This is a genomic window from Stenotrophomonas sp. YJH_SMC_133 (genome assembly GCF_059370655.1).
In genome coordinates this window covers 168188-183980 of sequence record NZ_JCAFTW010000001.1, presented here as the reverse complement: position 1 = coordinate 183980, position 15793 = coordinate 168188, and the positions used below count along the sequence as shown (strand labels likewise).

Here is a 15793-nt window from a genome sequence, read left to right as displayed (position 1 = left end):
TCGCGACTCAGTGCTTGGCTGCGGGAACCGGCTCGGCCGGCTCCGCCCCTTCGATCGGCTTGGCCTTCGGCGCCGTCAGGCTGCCGCCCTTCTCGATCTCGGCGCGCACCACGCTGTCGATGCGGCGGATGATCGACGCGGACATTTCCCGTCGCAGCTCATCGGCCAGGATTTCGCGTTCGGTGGTGGTACCGGTGGCGTCGGTCGGCGGCGAAACGTAGTCGCGCGACAGTTCGATCACCTGCTGCGGCACCAGCTCGCTGCCATCCTCGCGACGGAAGATGAAGATCACCGCATAGCGCAGGCTGTACTCCTGCGCACGGCCCTGCGAGTCGATGGCGATCGGCAGGTCGCCCCAGCGTTCGGACAGCACCTGGAGCTGGGTACTGGGCCCCTTGCTGTCCTCGTCGGCCAGCTTGGCACCGGAAGCCAGCAGGCTGCGATTGAGCAGCTTGACCAGTTCGCTGTATGGCGCGGTGGAGACCACCTTCACCGGCGCCGTGTCGGTCGGCAGCATCAGCTTGTTGCGCAGATGGAAACCGCAGCCGGCAAGGCCGAGGACAAGAACGAGGGCAAGCAGGATTCGGGTCATGGAGACAGTCTGGCGGAGCCGGGCGATCACGGCAACACACAGCCTGCCCGAAGCCGCGTGAATGCAGGGCCATCAAGTGCATGGCCCCGCACCGGGAAGGTACCGGCCACCGCGTGGGTGACCGGCCCAGGATGCATCAGGCAGCGACGATGTTCACGATCTTGCCCGGCACGATGATGATCTTGCGCACGGTCAGGCCTTCCATGAACTTGGCCGCATTCGGCTCGGCCAGAGCCAGTGCTTCGACCTGCTCGCGTGCAGCATCGGCGGCCACCTCGATGGTGCCACGCAGCTTGCCGTTGACCTGCACGGCCAGGGTCAGCGCGTCGCGCACCAGCGCACCGGCGTCGGCCTGCGGGAACGGCTGGTCTTCCAGCAGCGTCTCGCCATGGCCCAGCACCTGCCACAGGGCGTGGCTGGCATGCGGGGTGATCGGGTTCAGCAGCAGCACGATGGCCTGCAGCGCTTCCTGGCGCACCGCACGGCCCTGCTCGCTGCCGTCCTCGAACTTGGCCAGCGCGTTCATCAGTTCCATCACCGCCGCGATGGCGGTATTGAAGCTGTGGCGACGGCCATAGTCGTCACCGACCTTGCCGATGGTCTCGTGGGTCTTGCGACGCAGTGCCTTCTGGTTGGCGTCCAGCGCGGCCACGTCCAGCGCCGGGGCGGCACCGTCGGCGGCGTGCTTCTGCACCTGGGCCCACAGGCGGCGCAGGAAGCGCGCCATACCGTCCACGCCGGCTTCGTTCCACTCCAGCGACTGTTCCGGCGGGGCGGCGAACATCGAGAACAGGCGCACGGTGTCGGCACCGTACTTGTCGACCATCGCCTGCGGGTCCACGCCGTTGTTCTTCGACTTGGACATCTTTTCAGTGCCACCGACCACCACCGGCTGGCCGTCGGCGATCAGCGTGGCGCCAGTGATGCGGCCGCGCTCGTCGCGCTGCACTTCTACATCGGCCGGATTGATCCAGTCCTTCGAGCCGTCCGGGTTCGGGCGGTAGTAGGTCTCGGCGATCACCATGCCCTGGCACAGCAGGTTGCGTGCCGGTTCGTTGCTGTCCACCATCCGCGCGTCGCGCAGCAGCTTGTGGTAGAAGCGGAAATACATCAGGTGCAGGATCGCGTGCTCGATGCCGCCGATGTACTGGTCGACCGGCAACCAGTAATTGCCGCGCTTGTCGACCGCATCTCGGGCACCCGGCGAGGTGTAGCGGGCGTAGTACCAGCTCGACTCCATGAAGGTGTCGAAGGTGTCGGTCTCGCGCTCGGCCGCGCCGCCGCATTCCGGGCAGGTGGTCTTGCGCCATTCCGGATCAGTCTTGATCGGCGAACCAGTCCCCGAGAACGCCACGTCCTCCGGCAGCACCACCGGCAGCTGCTCTTCCGGCACCGGCACCGCACCGCACTTGTCGCAGTAGATCACCGGAATCGGGCAACCCCAGTAGCGCTGGCGGCTCACGCCCCAGTCGCGCAGGCGATAGTTGACGCGGCGCTGGCCCTGGGCCTTGCGCTCGAAGCGTTCGGCCAGGGCTTCGAAGGCGCCCTGGAAATCCAGCCCATCGAATTCGGCCGAGTTGACCAGCTCGAAGGCACGGTTCTTGTCGCTGTACCAGTCCTGCCAGCGGGCACCATCCCAGGTGCGCTCGTCGTCGTTGCGCGGATCCTTCAGCGCGATCACCTGCTTGATCGGCAGGCCGTACTTGTTGGCCACTTCATTGTCGCGCTGGTCGTGGCCCGGAACAGCCATCACCGCACCGGTGCCGTAGCCCATCAGCACGAAGTTGGCGACCCACACCGGCACCTTTTCGCCGGTGACCGGATGGATGGCACGCAGGCCGGTGTCCATGCCGCGCTTTTCCTGGGTTTCCAGCTCGGCCTCGGACACGCCACCCTGCTTCATTTCCGACAGCAGCGCAGCCAGTTCCGGGTTGTTCTTCGCCGCATGCAGGGCCAGCGGATGTTCGGCGGCGATCGACACGAAGGTCACGCCCATCACGGTATCCGGACGGGTGGTGAACACGCGCAGCGGATCCAGCGCAGTGCCGTCGACATCACGCACGTCGAACTGGATTTCCAGGCCTTCGGAGCGGCCGATCCAGTTGCGCTGCATGGTCTTGACCGAATCCGGCCAGCCGTCCAGTTCATCCAGGCCGTCCAGCAGTTCCTGGGCGTAATCGGTGATGCGCAGGAACCACTGCGGGATCTCGCGCTTCTCGACCAGCGCACCGGAACGCCAACCACGGCCATCGATGACCTGCTCGTTGGCCAGCACGGTCTGGTCGACCGGATCCCAGTTCACCACCGCATTGCGGCGGTAGGCCAGGCCCTTGCGCATCAGGCGCGTGAACATGCGCTGTTCGTGTACATAGTAGTCCGGGCGGCAGGTGGCGAATTCGCGCGACCAGTCCACCGCATAGCCCATGGCCTTGAACTGGCCACGCATGTGCTCGATGTTCTTGTAGGTCCAGGCCGCCGGTGCGGTCTTGTTCTTGATTGCCGCGTTCTCCGCCGGCAGGCCGAACGCGTCCCAGCCCATCGGCTGCAGCACGTTGTGGCCGGTCATGCGCTTGTAGCGGCTGATCACGTCGCCGATGGTGTAATTGCGCACGTGGCCCATGTGCAGCGCACCGGACGGGTACGGAAGCATCGACAGGCAGTAGTACTTCGGCTTGTCCGAAGTCTCGTCGACTTCGAAGGCACGGGTGGCGTCCCAGTACTTCTGGGCGGCGGATTCAACCTGCTGCGGGTCGTAGGCGTTGGTTTCAGCGCTGGTCATGGAACACGCGGATGCGGCGGCAAAGCGGTACAGCGTACCGCAGTGCGGCAAACGTCTCCAATCCTGCCCGCCGACCGCCGGCCCCGCCAGCGCCCGGAGCCGGTCTCAGCGCGGTCGCGACAGAGGCAGGGCCAGCGCCAGCCAGACCGCCCAGCAGGCGAATGCAAGCCGTTGTGCCAGCGGCGCCGGCAGCACGCCCTGCAGCGCAAAGGCAGCCAGCGCCGCCAGCACGCCACAGGCGATCGCCACCCCGCCCAAGGCGCGCCCGTGCGTCTGGCGCAGCTGCGAGATGCCCAGCAACAGGGTGCCGGCGACGAAGCCCAGCACCCAGATCATCCAGGCACTGGCGTGCAGCTGGCTGGCCGGCCCGTGCAGATCGTCCACATCCAGCGGCATCAAGCCCATCGCGGTGAAGGCCAGTCCGCCCAGCAACAGCATCTGGCTGCCCACCCGCGGCGCCCAGCCAGCACTGGCCGGCAGCTGTCGGCGCAGGCACTCGGCCACGACCACCGCCAACAGGCCCGGCAGTACGAAGCCCAGCAGATTGAAGGCCAACGCGTGCGGCACGCCGTGTGCGCCCAGCAGGGCCACCGGGTGCCGCGCCTGTGCATAACCTTCCAGGCCGGTGCCGAAGCCCAGCACCGCCAGCACGAACAGCAGTGCGGCGGCGGGGCCGGACAGACGCAACAGGGAAGACGGGGAGGTCATGCAGGCTCCAGGAGCAACGGCGGCGGGAACGACGCATTGTCGGGCATTTGCCGCAGTCCGGGTTGAGACTGGCATCGATCGTCACCATAGAATCGGTCTCCAGATGCCAATCGATGCCTCCCCCATGACCGAGACGACCTACGTATTCGACGCCACCACTGCGACCTTCGAGGCCGAAGTCCTGCAGAAGTCGCTGCAGACGCCGGTGCTGGTCGACTTCTGGGCCACGTGGTGCGGCCCCTGCAAGACCCTGGGGCCGATGCTGGAAAAGCTGGCCGCCGAATACAACGGCGCCTTTGAGCTGGCCAAGGTCGATGTCGACAAGGAACAGCAGATCGCCGCCGCCTTCCAGATCCGCTCGGTGCCGACCGTGTTCCTGGTCAAGGGCGGCCAGCTGGTGGACGGCTTCCCCGGCGCCATCCCGGAAGGCCAGCTGCGTGAGTTCCTGGCCCAGCACGGCATCGTGCCGGCCGACGTCGGTGACACCGCCGCCGACGACGAAGCGCCGTTGGATCCGCAGGCACAGGTGGATGTACTGCGTGCGCAGATCGCCGCCGAGCCGGACAAGGACGAGCTGAAGCTCGACCTGGCCCTGGCCCTGCTGCAGATCGGCGGCGTGGACGAAGCCGGTACGCTGATCGACGGCCTGCCCGCCAACCTGGCCACCGACGACCGCGCCGTGCGCGCCCGCGCCCGGTTGTCCTTTGCCGCTGCCCTGAAGGACGCCCCGGCCGCCGAGGTGCTGGACGCGCGCATCGCCGCCAACGGCAATGACCTCAAGGCCCGCCACCTGCGCGGCGTGCAGCTGCTGCTCGGCGGCCATGACGAAGCCGCGCTGGCGCAGTTCCTGGACATGCTGCGGATCGACCGGAGTTTCGAGGAAGGCCTGCCGCGCAAGGCGCTGATCGATGCCTTCAATGTGATCTCCGACGAGGACCTGGTCGGCCAGTACCGCCGCAGGATGGCCTCCCTGCTGTTCTGAACGGAAGCCGGGTTCGTTCAGAATCCCTGCACTGGACGCGGGCAATAATGCGCACGATGGCGGCCGTAGGGCCGCCACGATCCGTTCGGGGGGATGAGGTCGGGGCCATGGGGTCTTGCAGCTGCACCCCCGCATTGCCGGGATTGCAAAACTGTGACCTTCGTCCGCTCGCTGTTGTTTGCCATGCGCTTCCAGGGCGCCCTGCTCTGTGCCCTGCTTCTGCTGCCGGCCATCGCCGCCGCGCAGGACTGGAACTACCGGGTCCGCCCCGGCGACACCCTGTGGGATCTGGGTGGCGTGTATCTGAAACCCTCGGTGCGCTGGCAACAGCTCCAGCAGCACAACCGAATCGACAATCCCTACCGGCTGCCGCCCGGCCAGCTGCTGCGTTTCCCCATCAGCTGGCTGCGCATCGAACCGGCACCGGCGCGGGTGCTCTCGGTCCGCGGCAAGGTCGAACTGTCCAGTGGAGACGGCAGCGCCAGCCGCGCCATCCAGGCCGGCGAGCAGCTGCATATCGGAGACACCGTACAGACCGAGGGCGAATCCAGCGTCACGCTGGAATTTGCCGATGCGTCGCGCCTGCAGCTGCGTGAGTACTCGCGCCTGCGCCTGGACCAGCTCAGCCGCTATGGCCACACCGGCATGGTCGACACCCGCCTGCGCCTGCAGCAGGGCCGCGCCAGCAATCGGGTGACGCCCGCGCGCGGCCCGGCATCGCGCTACATCATCGATGCGCCCACCGCCACCAGCAGCGTGCGCGGCACCGTCTTCCGGGTCAGTGCCGGCGACGGTCGTGATGTCGCGGCCACCGAGGTCCTGCAGGGCAAGGTGCAGGTCGGCAACGCCCATGGCCAGCGCATGGTCCAGCCCGGACAGGCCACCCGCAGCGCCAGCGCAGACGCCGCTCCGGACACAGTCTCCGTACTGCTGCCGGCACCGCAGCTGCGCAACGATGAACTGCGCCTGGCCCCGTTGCCGACGCTGCTGGCATGGACTCCGGTCGCCGGCGCCGCGCATTACCGCGTTGAAGTGGTGGAGGCAGCCACGCCGGAGATCCTGCTGTTCGCTGCCACCACCCCCGATACCCGCCTGGCCATCGGCGATCTGCCGCCGGGCCAGCTGCGCATCCTGCTGCGCGCGGTCGATGCGCAGGGTGTGGAAGGCATCGACGCCAGTGCCGACTTCGAACTCAGCGACCAGCCTCCACCGCCGCTGACCCTGGCCCCGCTGCATGGACAGACAATCAACAGCGACCGCCCGCGTTTCCGCTGGAGCCAAGCCCCCGGTGCGCGCAGCAGCGTGCTGCAGATCGCGGCTGATTCCACCTTCGTACAGCCACTGCAGGAACAGACCAGCACCGGCACCGACCTGCGCCTGGCGCAGCCATTGCCGCCGGGTCACTACTTCTGGCGGATCGCCTCCCGCAGCGCCAATGGGCACCAGGGGCGCTATGGCCAGGCCCTGCCACTGCAACTGAGCAACGAGCCGGTGGATCCTGCGCTGCAACCGCCCGAGGCCGCGCACGGTGAGCTGACCCTGCGTTGGCAGGCCGGCAGCGAAGGCCAGCGCTATCGCGTGCAGGTCGACCGCCGCGGCGACTTCAAGGCACCCCTGGTCGACGAAACCGTGGCCGAACCGCAGGTCAGCTTCAAGCGTCCGTGGCGCGGCACCCTGCATGTGCGCGTGCAGTACATCGACGATGACGGCCATGCCGGCGAGTTCTCGCCTGCCCAGAAGATCGCCCTGCCGTGTCGCCTCTGCTATGGCACCGGCGGCGGTGCCCTGCTGCTGTGGCTGCTGTTGTGAGGCGTTCGCCGCTGCCGTGGTCGAAGCGGATCCTGCTGGCCATGCTGGCCGGGATACTGACCCTCGTCGCCAGCCAGGGCCAATGGCTGTGGCGGCAGGACGAGGCCACCTACGACGCGATGGTCGGCAACTGGGACTATCGACCCGACCCGAGCGTGCTGATCGTGGCCATCGACGAAGGCAGCCTGCAACGCATCGGCCAATGGCCGTGGCCGCGCTCGGTCCACGCCCGGTTGCTGGATCGCCTGACCGATGCCGGTGCCGAACGGGTCGCGCTGGATCTGATGCTGTCCGAGCCGGACCGCCGCGACAGCCGCCAGGATGAGGCGCTGGCCGCGGCCATCCGTCGCAATGGCCGGGTGGTGCTGCCGGTGCTGGCCGCACCGGCAGCCGGTGATCGCATGGCCGAGGAAATGCTGCCGGTTCCGCAGATCGCGGCCAGTGCCGCCGCCATCGGCCACACCGACGTTGAGGTGGACAGCGACGGCGTCGCCCGCGGCATCTACCTGCATGCGGGCATCGGCAAGGCGCATTGGCCGGCGCTCGGGCTGGCCCTGACCGGCCTGCCTGCGGGCGCGGTGCGCGGACTGCCCGACCCTGATCCCGAGGTGGGCTCGCCTTATCAATGGCGGCGCAACGACTACGTGCGGGTGCGCTATGCCGGACCTCCCGAGCAGTTGCCGCAGGTTTCCTACGCAGACGTACTCGATGGCCACGTGGACATGGCGATGCTGCATGGCCGCCGCATCATCGTCGGCATGACCGCCAGCGGCATCGCACCGCGCCTGCTGACCCCGACCACCCGCGAGTTCTGGATGAGCGGCAGCGAGTACCAGGCCAACATCGCCTCGATGCTGCTGCAGCACAAGCAGATCGAGGTGCTGCCCCGCTTCTGGCAGCACACCATCAGCGCGGTGCTGGTGGCGCTGTGTGTGATCCTGCTCGGCCTGCGCCTGCCGTGGCTGGCGGCGCTGTGTTCGCTGCCGCTTGCCCCTCTGCTGAGCTGGTTGCTGTTGCGCACCAGCAACCTCTGGTGGGCGCCAGCCACCGCCCTGCTGGGCGTCCTGCTGGTCCTGCTGGCCTGGGCGACCTGGCGGATTTCGGCCTGGCACCGGCAGGCCAACCGCGACGCACTGACCGGCCTTGGCAATCGCCTGCGTTTCGAACAGGCGTTGCAGCAGGAATGCGACGCCGCACGACGCAACGGCAAGCCGCTGAGCCTGGCGCTGATCGACGTCGACCACTTCAAGCGCCACAACGACCGCCATGGCCACCAGGTCGGCGACCGCGTGCTGCGGGACGTCGCCCGGTTGATCGGCGCGCATGCGCGGCGGCCGCGCGACATGGCCGCGCGTTACGGTGGCGATGAATTCGCACTGGTACTGCCCGATACCCCGGCCGAAGGCGCGCGGCTTGTCATCCAGGACCTGATCGACTGCGTACGTGCGTTGCCGGTACACGGTGACGGCAGCGACGATCGGGTGACGCTCACCATCGGCGTGTTTACCCGGGTACCGGAAGGCGAGCTGCAACCGCATCATTTCGTCGAAGGGGCCGACACCGCGCTGTACCAGGCCAAAGCGAATGGACGCGACGGGTATGTGATGGACGGCGGCGCGTGACCGGTGCCACCGGGTGCAACATACGCATGCGAATGGTTAGACTGGACACCTCGCCCAGCGCCCCCGGATCCGCATGAACGCCCGTCTGTTCCGCTTCGGCATCAACCTCTGGCCGCCCTTCCTGTTCACCGGCATCCACGTCACCCGCATCACCCCCGACTACCGGCAGATTGATGTCGAGCTGCGCCTGCGGCCATGGAACCGCAACTACGTCGGCACCCACTTCGGCGGCAGCCTGTTCGCGATGACCGATCCGTTCTGGATGCTCGGCCTGCTGCACATCCTCGGCCGCGACTACTACGTGTGGGACCGCGCCGGCGCCATCGACTTCCTCAAGCCGGGCCGTGGCATCGTGCGGACGTCGTTCCGCATCGACGACGCGCTGCTGGATGAACTGCGCGCCGAAGCGGCCAGTGGCGAGAAGGTGCTGCGCTGGTTCAGCAACGACGTGATCGATGAAAGCGGCGAAGTGGTCGCACAGGTCCGCAAGCAGGTGTACCTGCGCCTGAAGCCGCACGCGCGCTGAGCGCGCCTCAATCGCGCGCCAACGCAGTCGAAGCTGGCTCCGCCTGCAGCGGCACCGACAGCCACGGGCTTTCGTCGTTGCTGCGGGACGGCGAGCGGCGCGGCACCTGCAGATGGCGGCCATCCGCCGACAAGCGCGGCACCCGCACCGGCGAGGCGAACTGTGCCGGCAACCGCTGCAGGGCATCCACCGGATCCCCCGGCTGCTGCCGCAGCCAGCGCTGTGCACCCAGCAGGCGCAGCATCGCCGCGGCGTCCTGGGTGCGCGACGAATAGGCCGGATAGACCGGACCCGCAATGTCGGTCAACAGGCAACCCATGACGTTCGACAGGCAACCAAAGTCACGCTGCGGCGGCGCCGGTGCCGGCAACGGACGGTCCGCCTCCAGCGCAGCGGTCGCCGTCGCGCCACAGGCCCAACCGAGATTGCCGGCCGCACGGGCCAGGGTGCTGCTGCGGTCCAGTACCAGCGCGCCGCCGAATTCCCGCGCCGAGGTCTCGATCGCCACCCGGTTCATCGCATACTCGCCCTGCATCGCACGGCACAGGCTCTGCTCGTCGGCCCGCATCGGCTGCATGGCCTGTTCGCATTCGGCCGGCAGCGGGTGATCGGCAGGCAGTTCGACCAGCATGTCGGCCAGCAGCTGCGCGTTGGCCTGTACCAGGCTGGCGCCGATGATGCTTTCGACCAGATAGCTGCCACCGGGCACCAGCCGCCGGCCCAGCTGCACTCCCCGGCAGCTGCCGCGCAGGGCACCGTCGATGTCACCCTGTACGAACGCCAGCGCACGTGCGCTGGTGGCATCGACCACCAGCCCGTAGGTCGGCATCGGCACCAGGATGCCCTCGCCCTTCGGCTGGAACGGCGATACGAAGTAGTCTGCTTCGGCGAGCTGATCAAGCCGCGCGTGCAACTGCTGGTGCCCGGCATGGGCCTCCACGAAGCGTTGCGGGTCCGCGCGGACCTGGGCGAGGCAGCCGCGGGCGGCCGGCCCGCAACTGGCACCGGGCCGCGAGCGCAGCTCGGCATGGTTGGCCACCAGGTGTGTCTGGCCGCCGCTGCTGCCCAGCAGGTCGGCCTCCCAACGGCGCACGTCCTCGGCCAACGCCTGCTCGCGCTGGCGGGCATCCAGATCGTCGAACGGCAGCGTCCACAACAGGGCATAACCGTTGCGCCCGCTCGCCGGCAGCCGCGCTTCCAGCCGGTGCTGCGCCTGCAACCGCGATTCCGGCACCGGCCACATGCGTGAGGCGCACCACACCACGATGGTCAACAGCAGCAGGCCCGCCAGGGTCCAGCCCAGTCCGCGCAGAATCTTCAACACAGCTTCCCTTCCATGGCTCGTTGCCGCAGTCGATCCACCAGCGTAATCGACCGGCAGTGACCGCTACAATGCGCACATGTCGCTCGAAGCCCCCGCCCTGGTCCCCCGCCCCTCCCTGCAGCGCCTGTTCCTGACCGGCCTGCTGACCCTGCTGCCGATCTGGCTGACCTGGGTCGTGGTCAAGTTCGTGTTCGTGTTGCTGTCGGGCATTTCCAGCCCGCTGGTGGTACCGCTGTCCGAGCAGATCGCGACAAGCTTCCCGCACTACCTCGGCTGGGTCCGCGCCGAATGGATCCAGGACACCATCGCCCTGCTGGCCACCCTGCTGGTGATCCTGGCGGTGGGCGTGGCCAGCCGCCGCGTGCTCGGCCAGCGCCTGCTGCGCTGGGTGGGCGCGGTCATCAAGCGCATTCCGCTGGCCAGCATCATCTACGACAGCGCAAAGAAGCTGCTGGACATGCTGCAGACCGAACCGGGCAGCACCCAGCGCGTGGTGCTGATCGACTTCCCGCACCGCGACATGAAATCGGTCGGACTGGTCACCCGCGTGATCAAGGAACACGGCACCGACCGTGAGCTGGCCGCGGTGTATGTACCGACCACGCCGAACCCGACCTCGGGCTACCTGGAAATCGTGCCGGTGGAACTGCTGACCCCGACTGACTGGACCGTCGACCAGGCCATGAGCTTCATCATTTCCGGCGGCGCCGTCGCACCGTCCAGCGTGCCGTTCACCCGCGCCGGCGAACGCACCGGCGAACGCACCGAATGACCCCGGCGCCGATCGAGCGCCCGCTGCAGGACCGCGCGGTCCTGCTGTTCATCGTGCTGGCCGCGTTCTTCTGCGGCAATGCGGTGCTGGCCGAGCTGATCGGGGTGAAGATCTTCGCGCTGGAAGACACGCTGGGCATCGCCCCGCTGAACTGGAACCTGTTCGGCCAGACCGGCTCGCTCAGCTTCACCGCCGGTACCCTGCTGTGGCCGGTGGTGTTCATCATGACCGACACCATCAACGAGTTTTTCGGCAAGCGCGGCGTGCGCTTCATCTCGTGGCTGGCGGTGGTGCTGATCGGCTACGGTTTCCTGTTCGCCTTCGCGGCCATTTCGCTGGCGCCGGCCAGCTGGTGGGTCACGTCGATGGATGACCATGGTGTGCCCGACTACCAGGCCGCGTTCGCAGCCGTGTTCGGCCAGGGCATGTGGACCATCGCCGGTTCGCTGGTGGCCTTCCTGCTCGGCCAGCTGATCGACGTGGCGGTGTTCCACCGCATCCGCCAGGCCACCGGCGAACGCCACGTGTGGCTGCGTGCGACCGGATCAACTGCGATCTCGCAGGTGGTGGACAGCTTCGTGGTGATCTGGATCGCCTTTGTGCTGGGCCCGCAACACTGGCCGACCTCGCTGTTCCTTGCGATCGCCAGCGTCAACTACGTGTACAAGATGGGCTTTGCGGTCGCCCTGATTCCGTTGCTGTACCTGATGCGGCGTGCCATCACCCGCTATCTGGGCGCCGATCGCGCGGCGGCACTGCGCGCCGCCGCTGCGGCTGACTGAAGCCCCAGCGCCGCCAAGCTGACTGCGTCTTCACGCTGGCCGTACGCGCGCGGATCGTGCAAGCTCCACGATCTGTGTTCCACGGAAGCTTCTTGATGCCGTATTCCCCCCGCGTCCTGGCCGCTGCCATTGCCGCGTTGTTCCTGTTCAGTGCCGTGCCGTCGGCCGAAGCAGCGAAGAAGAAGGCCAGCCGCCCTGCCGCTGCGCAGACCCGCCAGGCCGCCAAGCCCAAGGCCAGGCCCGCCCGTGCCACCGCACCGGCCCGTGGCAGTTCGGCGCGCCGCGCTGCGCCGCGTCCGGTCGCACCGGCCCGTGCCGTGCCCAAGCAGGTGCAGCTGGAACGGCTGTACGACGAGTACTGGGATGCCTCGATGCGGTTGAACCCGCTGCAGGCCACGTTCCAGGGCGAACCGCGCTACAACGACCAGCTGCCCAACATCCTGTCCGCCGCCTGGCGCCAGCAGTCGCACGACTTCACCACGCAGTGGCTGGGCAAGGTCGAAAAACTCGGCAGCGATGGCCTGCAGGGCCAGGACCTGCTCAGTTACGAGATCTTCGTACGTGACGCGCGCGCCTCGCTGGCTGCCGAGCGCTACCCGAGCTGGATGATGCCGATCAGCCAGTACTACAACATCGGCAGCATCATGGCGATCCTCGGCTCCGGCGCGGGCGCGCAGCCGTTCAACACCGTGCAGGACTATGACACCTGGTCGCGCCGCTCGCTCGGCATTCCCGAACTGTTCGACCAGGCCATCGACAACATGCGCCAGGGCATGAAGGCCGGCGTGGTGCAGCCGCGCGACCTGATGGAGAAGGTGCTGCCGCAGCTGGATGCGGTGATCAAGCCGACCGCTGAAGAGAGCATCTTCTGGTCGCCGATCCGCACCATGCCGAACACGATTGCGGCCGAAGACAAGGCGCGCATCAGTGCCGAGTACAAGCGCATGATCGAACTGCGCATCATGCCCGCCTACCGCGCCCTGCGCGGCTTCATCGCCACCGAGTACCTGCCGGCCACGCGCGCCAGCAGCGGCATGGGCGCGCTGCCCGACGGCCAGGCCTGGTACGCCAACCTGATCGTGCAGACCACCGCCAGCGACCAGACCGCCACGCAGCTGCACGCGCTGGGCGAGCAACGCGTGCAGGAACTGCAGGCACAGATCGCCACGGTGATGAAGGACGCCAAGCTGCGTGGCACGCCGGCAAAGCTGCTGCGCAGCATGCGCAACGATCGCCAGTTCCAGTACAGCGATGCCAATGCACTGATCAGCCGCTACCGCCAGGTGCAGCAGCAGGTCAACGCGCGCCTGCCGCAGGTGCTCGATACGCTGCCGAAGTCCGCGCTGGAAGTACGCGCGGTGGAACCGGAACGGGCGCTGACCGCCGCCGCTGCCGCCTACCAGCCGTCGCCGCCTGGGCAGCCCGGCGTGCTGTACATCAACACCCGCGACCTGCCCAGCCGCAAGCGCTGGAGCGTGCCGGTGCAGTACCTGCATGAAGCGATTCCCGGCCATCACGTGCAACTGGGCCTGCAGCAGGAGCTGGCCAAGCTGCCACGCTTCCGTCGCCTCGGTGGCGATCTTGCGTTCGTCGAAGGCTGGGGCCTGTACGCCGAAACGCTGGGTGAAGACCTCGGCGTCTACACCGATCCCTACGACCGTATCGGCTACCTGTACTCACGCCTGTTGCGCGCCGCGCGCGTCGTCGCCGACACCGGCGTCAATGCACAGGGCTGGAGCAAGCAGCAGGCCGTGGCCTACCTGCAGAAGACGGTGGACATGAGCAGCGATGACGCCAACGCCGAAGTCGAGCGGATCATGGCCCAGCCCGGCCAGGCACTGTCGAACGTCGCCGGCCTGACCACCATCGTTGCCCTGCGCGACAAGGCCAAGGCACGCCAGGGCGCAGCCTTCGATCTGCGCCGCTTCCATGCAGAACTGCTGAAAGACGGCTCGATGCCTCTGGACGTGCTGGACCGCAAGATGGAGCGCTGGATGGCACAGCCGGCCAGCGCTGCGCCCACACCTTCGCCCTGACGCTTCCGGAGCCACCATGCGCCCTGCCGTCGCCCTGTTCGCCGCCGTGCTGGGCCTGCTGCCTCTGGCGGGCGACGCCGCACCGGTGCTGACCCCACCGGATGCCGGTATCGACGGCCTGATGCAGGCCTACGATGGCCAGGTGCCCGGCGCCGCAGTGCTGGTGCTGCATGACGGGCAGCCGGTGTTCCGCCGTGGCTACGGCCTTGCGGTGGTCGAAGACGGCACCCCGGTCACAGCCGCCAGCAACTTCCGGCTGGCCTCGGTCAGCAAGCAGTTCACCGCTGCGGCGGTGCTGCTGCTGGTGGAAGACGGCCGGCTCGGGCTGGACCAGCCGGCCCGGCAGTGGCTGCCCGAGCTGCCACCGGCTGCAGCGGGCATCACCCTCCGCCACCTGCTCTCGCATACCAGCGGCCTGCTCGACTACGAAGACCTGATGGACCCGGCAGACTCGCGGCAGGTACACGATGCCGATGTGCTGGCCCTGCTGTCGCGCCAGGACCGGCTGAACTTCGCGCCGGGCACGCAGTACCGCTACAGCAACAGCGGCTATGCACTGCTGGCACTGATCGTGGGCCGCGCATCCGGCCAGGATTTCGCCGCCTTCCTGCAACAACGCATCTTCCGCCCGCTGGGCATGACGCATACCGTGGCCCACCAGGACGGCGTGGACACGGTCGCCGCACGCGCCTATGGCTACAGCCGGATCGATGGCCGCTGGCAGCGCACCGACCAGAGCACTACCAGCGCCGTACTGGGAGACGGCGGGATCTACTCCTCGCTGGACGATCTCGCCCGCTGGGATGCCGCGCTGTACGACGACCGCCTGCTGTCGAAGGTTTCGCGCCGCGCGATGTTCAGCCCGGCCACGACCACATCGGAACCGGACGTGCCGCATTACGGCTTCGGCTGGCGGCTGAATGGTCCGGTGCAATGGCACAGCGGCGAGAGCATCGGCTTCCGCAACGTGATCGTGCGCCACCCGGAGAAGCACCTGACCGTGATCGTGCTGACCAACCGCAACGACCCCGAACCCTATCCGCTGGCGCAGAAGATCGCCCAGCGCTGGCTGGACACCCTGCAATGACCCCCGGTTCCGACGCCCTGCTGGGCATCCACCACGCCGCACTGATCTGCAGCGACTACCCACGCTCGAAGGACTTCTACGTGCGCATCCTCGGCCTGCGCGTGCTGGCCGAGAACCACCGCGCCGCACGCGATTCCTGGAAGCTCGATCTGGCCCTGCCCGACGGCGGCCAGCTGGAACTGTTCTCCTTCCCCTCGCCGCCGCCCCGTCCCAGCCGCCCGGAGGCCCAGGGTCTGCGCCACCTCGCGTTCCGCGTGGCCACGCTGGAACCGTTCATCCAGCGCCTGGCTGCACATGGCGTGGTCTGCGAACCGATCCGCGTGGACGAGTACACCGGCCGCCGCTTCACCTTCTTCGCCGACCCCGACGACCTGCCGCTGGAGTTGTACGAAGTCGGTTGACGTCCCCGGGGGTCAGATCCCTTTTCCGACGGAAAAGGGATCTGACCCCATCGCCGCAACCAAAACCTCATTCACGCATGGCATGGATCTACCGTGTCGACCAAGGTCGACACCTACCCACAGCCGCAGAAATCTGTCAGAGGTGGGGCGGTGTGGGTGGGCAGGACCGTTGGCGCCATGGATGGCGCCATCGAGCCCCCATGGATGGGTTTACGGCGTGTCCTGCCCACCCACACCGCCCCGCCATCCCACGGATAGCTGCCTTTGCTTTTGAGGTTGCCGGCCAGCGGCCGGCACTACCGCAGGTGCAGGGCGCAGCCCTGCAACGCCCCTCTTCCCCATACCCCGCCGAATGGGTATACAGTCGACCCGT

General features: G+C 67.8%; 13 protein-coding genes. 9 read left to right on the top strand and 4 right to left on the bottom strand.

Annotated features, from left to right (window positions below):
- Positions 1 to 7: 7 nt before the first annotated feature.
- The 3 genes from AC5P78_RS00800 to AC5P78_RS00790 form a co-directional block, all read right to left on the bottom strand.
- Positions 8 to 592 carry an LPS-assembly lipoprotein LptE gene (locus tag AC5P78_RS00800; RefSeq protein ID WP_005410539.1) on the bottom strand — a complete coding sequence of 195 codons (585 nt, stop codon included), beginning with the start codon at positions 590 to 592 and terminating at the stop codon, positions 8 to 10.
- A 136-nt stretch (positions 593 to 728) separates the two neighbouring features.
- Positions 729 to 3371 (bottom strand): leucine--tRNA ligase, encoded by a 2643-nt coding sequence (gene leuS / locus AC5P78_RS00795; RefSeq protein ID WP_012480931.1) that lies wholly within the window; start codon positions 3369 to 3371, stop codon positions 729 to 731.
- Positions 3372 to 3476: 105 nt separating this feature from the next.
- Positions 3477 to 4079, bottom strand: a complete 603-nt coding sequence (locus AC5P78_RS00790; RefSeq protein WP_062606135.1) for a DUF998 domain-containing protein — start codon at positions 4077 to 4079, stop codon at positions 3477 to 3479.
- A 124-nt stretch (positions 4080 to 4203) separates the two neighbouring features.
- On the opposite strand from AC5P78_RS00790, the gene trxA reads away from it, so the two are divergent.
- From trxA to AC5P78_RS00770, 4 genes are all read left to right on the top strand, one after another.
- Positions 4204 to 5061, top strand: a complete 858-nt coding sequence (gene trxA / locus AC5P78_RS00785; RefSeq protein WP_012480933.1) for a thioredoxin — start codon at positions 4204 to 4206, stop codon at positions 5059 to 5061.
- 153 nt (positions 5062 to 5214) lie between these two features.
- Entirely contained in the window at positions 5215 to 6870 is a 1656-nt protein-coding gene (locus tag AC5P78_RS00780) for a FecR family protein (protein ID WP_099524270.1), read from the top strand.
- A complete protein-coding gene (locus AC5P78_RS00775; protein WP_012480935.1) occupies positions 6867 to 8492 on the top strand; it encodes a CHASE2 domain-containing protein in 1626 nt (541 codons plus the stop codon). The genes AC5P78_RS00780 and AC5P78_RS00775 overlap by 4 nt, the downstream gene beginning before the upstream one ends.
- Before the next feature lie 73 nt (positions 8493 to 8565).
- Complete coding sequence (locus AC5P78_RS00770; protein ID WP_010482929.1) at positions 8566 to 9018, top strand: DUF4442 domain-containing protein; 453 nt, start codon at positions 8566 to 8568, stop codon at positions 9016 to 9018.
- 7 nt (positions 9019 to 9025) lie between these two features.
- Here the strand turns inward: AC5P78_RS00770 and AC5P78_RS00765 are convergent, their stop codons facing one another.
- Positions 9026 to 10342 (bottom strand): hypothetical protein, encoded by a 1317-nt coding sequence (locus AC5P78_RS00765; protein ID WP_012480936.1) that lies wholly within the window; start codon positions 10340 to 10342, stop codon positions 9026 to 9028.
- Positions 10343 to 10418: 76 nt separating this feature from the next.
- On the opposite strand from AC5P78_RS00765, the gene AC5P78_RS00760 reads away from it, so the two are divergent.
- The 5 genes from AC5P78_RS00760 to gloA2 all read left to right on the top strand — a co-directional run bounded on the left by AC5P78_RS00760 (position 10419) and on the right by gloA2 (position 15420).
- Complete coding sequence (locus tag AC5P78_RS00760) at positions 10419 to 11114, top strand: DUF502 domain-containing protein (RefSeq protein WP_005414135.1); 696 nt, start codon at positions 10419 to 10421, stop codon at positions 11112 to 11114.
- A complete protein-coding gene (locus tag AC5P78_RS00755) occupies positions 11111 to 11896 on the top strand; it encodes a queuosine precursor transporter (protein ID WP_138970200.1) in 786 nt (261 codons plus the stop codon). The genes AC5P78_RS00760 and AC5P78_RS00755 overlap by 4 nt, the downstream gene beginning before the upstream one ends.
- Positions 11897 to 11991: 95 nt before the next feature.
- A complete protein-coding gene (locus AC5P78_RS00750; RefSeq protein ID WP_005410549.1) occupies positions 11992 to 13932 on the top strand; it encodes a DUF885 domain-containing protein in 1941 nt (646 codons plus the stop codon).
- A gap of 16 nt (positions 13933 to 13948) precedes the next feature.
- Positions 13949 to 15019, top strand: coding sequence for a serine hydrolase domain-containing protein (locus AC5P78_RS00745; RefSeq protein ID WP_138970199.1), 1071 nt, complete (start codon positions 13949 to 13951; stop codon positions 15017 to 15019).
- The gene (gene gloA2 / locus AC5P78_RS00740; protein WP_012480940.1) at positions 15016 to 15420 is read left to right on the top strand and encodes an SMU1112c/YaeR family gloxylase I-like metalloprotein; all 405 of its coding nucleotides are present in this window, start codon (positions 15016 to 15018) and stop codon (positions 15418 to 15420) included. Before AC5P78_RS00745 ends, gloA2 begins: the two co-directional genes overlap by 4 nt.
- The last annotated feature ends 373 nt before the right edge of the window (positions 15421 to 15793 follow it).

Excerpts from the sequence above, each read along its gene's own strand:
- AC5P78_RS00800 (WP_005410539.1), bottom strand. The coding sequence starts at position 592 with ATGACCCGAATCCTGCTTGCCCTCGTTCTTGTCCTCGGCCTTGCCGGC.
- leuS (WP_012480931.1), bottom strand. The coding sequence starts at position 3,371 with ATGACCAGCGCTGAAACCAACGCCTACGACCCGCAGCAGGTTGAATCC.
- AC5P78_RS00790 (WP_062606135.1), bottom strand. The coding sequence starts at position 4,079 with ATGACCTCCCCGTCTTCCCTGTTGCGTCTGTCCGGCCCCGCCGCCGCA.
- trxA (WP_012480933.1), top strand. The coding sequence starts at position 4,204 with ATGACCGAGACGACCTACGTATTCGACGCCACCACTGCGACCTTCGAG.
- AC5P78_RS00770 (WP_010482929.1), top strand. The coding sequence starts at position 8,566 with ATGAACGCCCGTCTGTTCCGCTTCGGCATCAACCTCTGGCCGCCCTTC.
- AC5P78_RS00760 (WP_005414135.1), top strand. The coding sequence starts at position 10,419 with ATGTCGCTCGAAGCCCCCGCCCTGGTCCCCCGCCCCTCCCTGCAGCGC.
- AC5P78_RS00755 (WP_138970200.1), top strand. The coding sequence starts at position 11,111 with ATGACCCCGGCGCCGATCGAGCGCCCGCTGCAGGACCGCGCGGTCCTG.
- AC5P78_RS00750 (WP_005410549.1), top strand. The coding sequence starts at position 11,992 with ATGCCGTATTCCCCCCGCGTCCTGGCCGCTGCCATTGCCGCGTTGTTC.
- AC5P78_RS00745 (WP_138970199.1), top strand. The coding sequence starts at position 13,949 with ATGCGCCCTGCCGTCGCCCTGTTCGCCGCCGTGCTGGGCCTGCTGCCT.
- gloA2 (WP_012480940.1), top strand. The coding sequence starts at position 15,016 with ATGACCCCCGGTTCCGACGCCCTGCTGGGCATCCACCACGCCGCACTG.